Consider the following 259-nt stretch of genomic DNA (forward strand, 5'->3'; position numbering starts at 1 on the left):
GGGCTCGTTTGCGAGCGCCTCTGCATTGACGCGGGCAACGAGGTCCATCAGCGTGCCATAGGCCGGCACCTCGTTGCGATACATGGCCGACATGGCGGCGGAAAAAGCTGACCGGATGTCGCTCGATGTGACGTGTTTTGTCATGTGCGTGGCCCTAAATGGATTTGTCACTTGATGCTGAAAATGGGATATACTCCTCCCATTGATGTTAATGTTGTGACTTATGCGTTTAACTTGATGCGGAAACGGAATAGCCATG

1 protein-coding gene is annotated in these 259 nt (G+C 52.5%); it reads right to left on the reverse strand.

The window, feature by feature from the left end; translation table 11 throughout:
• On the reverse strand, nt 1–258 hold a 258-nt coding region (locus tag SB679_RS25055; RefSeq protein WP_410705020.1), incomplete at its 3' end, for a 2-oxoadipate dioxygenase/decarboxylase family protein.
• Nucleotide 259: the final 1 nt, after the last annotated feature.

Origin of the sequence: Chryseobacterium sp. SIMBA_029 (genome assembly GCF_046535275.1) — a bacterium.
Classification (GTDB): domain Bacteria; phylum Bacteroidota; class Bacteroidia; order Flavobacteriales; family Weeksellaceae; genus Chryseobacterium.